Here is a 4,663-nt window from a genome sequence, read left to right on the forward strand (position 1 = left end):
CAGCACCACTCCGCCCGCCGCGGGCACCCTGCTCTCGCAGGGCAAGACCGCCACCGCGTCCTCCACCGAGAACGCGGGCACCCCGGCCTCCGCGGCCGTTGACGGCAACACCGGCACCCGCTGGTCCAGCGCCGCCAGTGACCCGCAGTGGCTCCAGGTGGACCTCGGGGCGACCGACACCATCAGCCAGGTGGTGCTCAACTGGGAGACCGCCTACGGCAAGGCGTTCAAGATCCAGACCTCTGCCGACGGCACCAACTGGACGGACATCTACTCCACCACCACCGGCACCGGCGGCGTCCAGACCCTGAACGTCAGCGGCTCCGGCCGTTACGTCCGGGTGTACGGCACCGTCCGCGCCACCGGATACGGCTACTCGCTGTGGGAGTTCCAGGTCTTCGGCACCGCCGGCAGCGGCGGCACCGGCGGCACCACCCCGCCGCCCACCAGCCCGCCGCCGACCAGCCCGACCGGCCCGATCCAGGGCGGCGGCGACCTCGGCCCGAACGTGAAGGTCTTCGACCCGTCGACCCCGAACATCCAGGCCCAGCTGGACTCGATCTTCTCCCAGCAGGAGTCGAACCAGTTCGGCAACGCCCGCTACCAGGTCTTCTTCAAGCCGGGCACCTACAACGGCCTGAACGACCAGGTGGGCTTCTACACCTCGGTCTCCGGCCTCGGCAAGAACCCCGACGACGTCCAGATCAACGGTGACATCACCGTGGACGCCGGCTGGTTCAACGGCAACGCCACCCAGAACTTCTGGCGTTCGGTGGAGAACCTGGCCATCAAGCCGGTCAGCGGCACCGACCGGTGGGCGGTCGCGCAGGCGGCCCCCTTCCGCCGGATCCACGTCGAGGGCGGCCTGAACCTGGCGCCGAACGGCTACGGCTGGGCCAGCGGCGGGTACATCGCCGACAGCAAGATCGACGGCACCGTCGGCCCGTACTCGCAGCAGCAGTGGTACACCCGCGACAGCTCGATCGGCGGCTGGACCAACGGCGTGTGGAACATGGTGTTCTCGGGTGTCCAGGGCGCTCCGGCGCAGGGCTTCCCGAACCCGGTCTACACCACGCTGGCCAGCACCCCGGAGTCGCGGGACAAGCCGTACATGTACCTGGACAGCAGCGGCAACTACGCGGTGTTCGTGCCGAACCTGCGCACCAACGCCGTCGGGACCGACTGGCCGAACACGCCGGGCACCTCGATCCCGCTGTCGCAGTTCTACGTCGCGCACCCCGGTGACTCCGCGGCCACCATCAACGCGGCGCTGGCCCAGGGGCTCAACCTGGTCCTCACGCCGGGTATCTACCACGTCGACCAGCCGATCAACGTGACCCGCGCCAACACCGTGGTCCTCGGCCTCGGCTACGCCACGGTCATCCCGGACAACGGCGTGGACGCGGTGAAGGTGGCCGACGTGGACGGCGTCAAGCTGGCCGGCTTCCTGATCGACGCCGGTACCGGCAACTCGCCGCAGCTGCTCCAGGTCGGCGCGCCCGGTTCGTCCGCGAGCCACGCGGGCAACCCGACCACCATCCAGGACGTGTTCGCCCGGGTCGGCGGCGCCACCCCGGCGCAGGCGCAGACCGCGTTCGAGATCAACAGCAACGATGTGATCATCGACCACACCTGGATCTGGCGGGCCGACCACGGCGCGGCACCGACCGGCTGGACGGTCAACCCAGCGGACTACGGTCTACGGGTGAACGGCAACAACGTGCTGGCCACCGGTCTGTTCGTGGAACACTTCAAAAAGTACGACGTGGAGTGGTCGGGACAGAACGGCAAGACGATCTTCTTCCAGAACGAGATCGCCTACGACGCGCCCAACCAGGCCGCGGTGCAGAACGGCAGTACCAGAGGGTTCGCGGCCTACAAGGTGGATGACAACGTCACCACCCACGAGGGCTGGGGACTCGGCAGCTACTGCAACTTCACCACGGATCCGACCATCATCCAGGACCACGGGTTCGAGGCGCCCAACACACCGGGCGTGAAGTTCCACGACCTGTTGGTGGTCTCCCTCGGCGGCATGGGTCAATACGCCCATGTCATCAACAACACCGGTCCCGGTACGTCGGGTACCAGTACGACGCCGTCGACGGTGACGTCGTACCCGTAACCCCGTCGGCCGCTCGCCGGCCACCGATTGAGCCGGTAGCCACCCGCGAGCCGCCTGCGGCGGCGCAGCGGTACCGGTAGCAGGCAGCCCATGGAGGGGCCGCCGTCCCGAGAGGGACGGCGGCCCCTTCGCATGGTCCGAAGAGGTCTGATCCGAGGTCACACGTTCGGGATCGCACATAAGCCATGGGGTTCACCCATCAAGTGCCCACCGTCGCAGCCGACTTCGCGCAATAAGGCGGCCTCGTGTCCGCAATTTCCCTTGACCCCCGCGCAAGTCCGGCATAACTCTCGGGGGCGCACCTTCCAGCGGACCTCCTGGCTCCGGGCGGTCCGACACTTCAGTTCTAGGCCGTGTCTGACAAATAGCGCCGTCCGCCCGCAGGGCGGGGCCCCGCGGCGTCTGGTGCGTGCGATCGCAAGGCGGAGGGGTGTCCTCGTAGTGGGCTACTCGGACGACCCCGACAACGCAGCGAGCGCGGTGCCAGGCGTCGCGGGGCAGGCGGGATTTGTCAGACACGGCCTAGGGCTCCATCCCCCCTGGCACGGGCGGCTCGCCGCCCGCCGATCCCGAACGGAGTGGCAATGAGACGACGACGCCGCCCCCTGCTGTCCGGCGTGGTGGCCGTCGCGGTCGCCGCGCTGGCAGCGCTGACCGCGGGAACCCTGCCCGCCCGATCCGCCGACGCGGGCGCCGCACGCCCGTGGATGTCCGCGGCGGACACGCCGGGACAGCGCGCCGACGCGCTGCTGGCGCAGATGACCACGGCCGAGAAGATCACCATGATGCACGGCGGTGCGCAGTGCGCCTGGGGTGCCTGCGTGGACGCCAACACCCGCCTGGGGATCCCCCAGTTGCGGCTCCAGGACGGCCCCGCCGGTGTCGCCGACGGCGCCGGCGGGGTCACCCAGCTGCCCGCCCCGGTGGCCGCCGCGGCCTCCTTCGACCGTGATCTGGCCACGAGTTACGGTCAGGTGATCGGCAACGAGGCCTGGGGCAAGGGCGCCAACATCGTCCTCGGCCCGACCATCAACATCGTGCGCGACCCGCGCTGGGGCCGCGCCTTCGAATCGCTCAGCGAAGACCCCTACCTGGCCGGCGAGGTGGGCGCCGCCGACATCCGGGGCATCCAGAGCCAGGGCCCGATGGCCCAGGTCAAGCACTACGCGGACTACAACCAGGAGACCAACCGCAACAACCCGTCCGACAACGTGATCATGAACGACCGGACGCAGCGGGAGATCTACCTGCCGGCCTTCGAAGCCGCGGTCCAGCAGGGCCAGGCGTACTCGGTGATGTGCTCGTACGCCTCGGTGGCCGGTACCTACGCCTGCGAGAACTCCCAGCTGATCCAGCAGGTGCTCGAAGGCGACCTCGGCTTCACCGGCTTCGTGACCTCCGACTGGGGCGGGACGCACTCCACGGTCGCCTCGGCCAACGCGGGGCTCGATCAGGAGATGAACGGCCAGGACTTCTACGGCACCGCGCTGACCAACGCGGTCAACAGCGGCCAGGTCTCCATCGCCACCCTGGACGGCCACGTCCGCCGCATCCTCACCTCGATGTTCGCCTCCGGCCTGTTCGACACCACGCAGACCGGCACCATCACCGCCCCGGTCAGCACCGCCGCCCACCAGGCCACCGCCCGGCAGGTCGCGGAAGAGGGCAGCGTGCTGCTGAAGAACGCCGGTTCGGCGCTGCCGCTGGGCACCGCCAACAAGAAGATCGCGGTGATCGGCGACGACGCCGGCCCCAACGCCCTGACGGCGGGCGCCGGCAGCGCCCACGTCGGCTCCTCCTCGATCGTCACCCCCTACTCCGCACTGGTGTCGCGGGCGGGCAGCGGCGCGGCCGTCACCTACTCGCAGGGCTACGCCTCGCCCGGCGGTGAGATCGTGGACAGCCCGTACCTGACACCTTCCCAGGGCAGCGGGCACGGCCTGTACGGGCAGTTCTACAACGGCACCGCGATGGGCGGCACGGCGATCACCTCGCGGGTCGATCCGACCGTCAACTTCCTGTGGGGCGGCGCCTCTCCGGCCGGCGGCGTGCCGGCCAACGGCTGGTCCGCGAAGTGGACCGGCACCCTGACCCCGCCGAGCACCGGCAGCTACACCTTCGCGCTGAGCAGTGACGACGGCAGCCGGCTGTTCATCAACGGCCAGCAGCTGATCAACAACTGGGCCGACCAGCCGCGGACCACCAAGACCGGCACGGTCACGCTGACCGCCGGGCAGCCGGTGAGCATCGAGGTCGACTACTTCAACGACGGCGGCGGCAGCGAACTCGAACTGGGCTGGCAGGTGCCCAACCAGGACCTGCACGGCCAGGCCGTGACCGCGGCCAAGGCCGCCGACACCGCGGTGGTCTTCGTCGACAAGTCGGAGGGCGAGGGCGCCGACCTGAGCGACATCGACCTGTCCGCCGACCAGAACCAGCTGGTGACGGACGTGGCCGCGGCCAATCCGAACACCATTGTGGTGATCAACAGCGGCTCCGCGGTGACGATGCCCTGGGTGGGAAGTGTCCGCGGCATCG

At 69.5% G+C, this 4,663-nt stretch carries 2 protein-coding genes; both read left to right on the forward strand.

Annotated elements, in window-relative coordinates; genetic code table 11:
- On the forward strand, positions 1-2,125 hold a 2,125-nt coding region (locus GA0115240_RS01935), incomplete at its 5' end, for a discoidin domain-containing protein (protein WP_107407076.1).
- A 584-nt stretch (positions 2,126-2,709) separates the two neighbouring features.
- Positions 2,710-4,663 (forward strand): glycoside hydrolase family 3 N-terminal domain-containing protein (locus tag GA0115240_RS01940; protein ID WP_141708678.1); only part of this gene is annotated, 1,954 nt, incomplete at its 3' end.

The organism is Streptomyces sp. DvalAA-14 (assembly GCF_900091855.1).
Lineage (GTDB): Bacteria > Actinomycetota > Actinomycetes > Streptomycetales > Streptomycetaceae > Actinacidiphila.